Annotated in this window: 1 pseudogene; it reads right to left on the bottom strand. The window is 62.8% G+C overall.

What is annotated here, in order from left to right:
* A pseudogene (locus tag AF337_RS42675) lies at window positions 1-113 on the bottom strand (GGDEF domain-containing protein); the annotation flags it as partial.
* Window positions 114-226: the final 113 nt, after the last annotated feature.

The raw sequence follows: 226 nt of genomic DNA, 5'->3' as shown, positions 1-226 counted from the left end.
CGAGCCGCGACGTTCAGGCGCGCCATGTGCTGGGCGATCTTCTGAATATCCGCCATCGGCGTCGGGCGCACAGCCTCGCGCGGCACCAGTGCGTTTGCGCTTGCATTCTGCATGACGATCCCTCGCGGCCCGGCCTCATCTCTCACATCCGCTATGCCCGCAAGCTTTTAAGAGAGGCTGAATTTTCAACGGCGAAGCCCTGGATTGGCGGCAGAACCGGCGAAGG

The sequence above is a fragment of the Rhizobium ecuadorense genome (assembly GCF_001187535.1).
Classification (GTDB): domain Bacteria; phylum Pseudomonadota; class Alphaproteobacteria; order Rhizobiales; family Rhizobiaceae; genus Rhizobium; species Rhizobium ecuadorense.
This window is presented reverse-complemented; position numbering and strand designations above follow the sequence as displayed.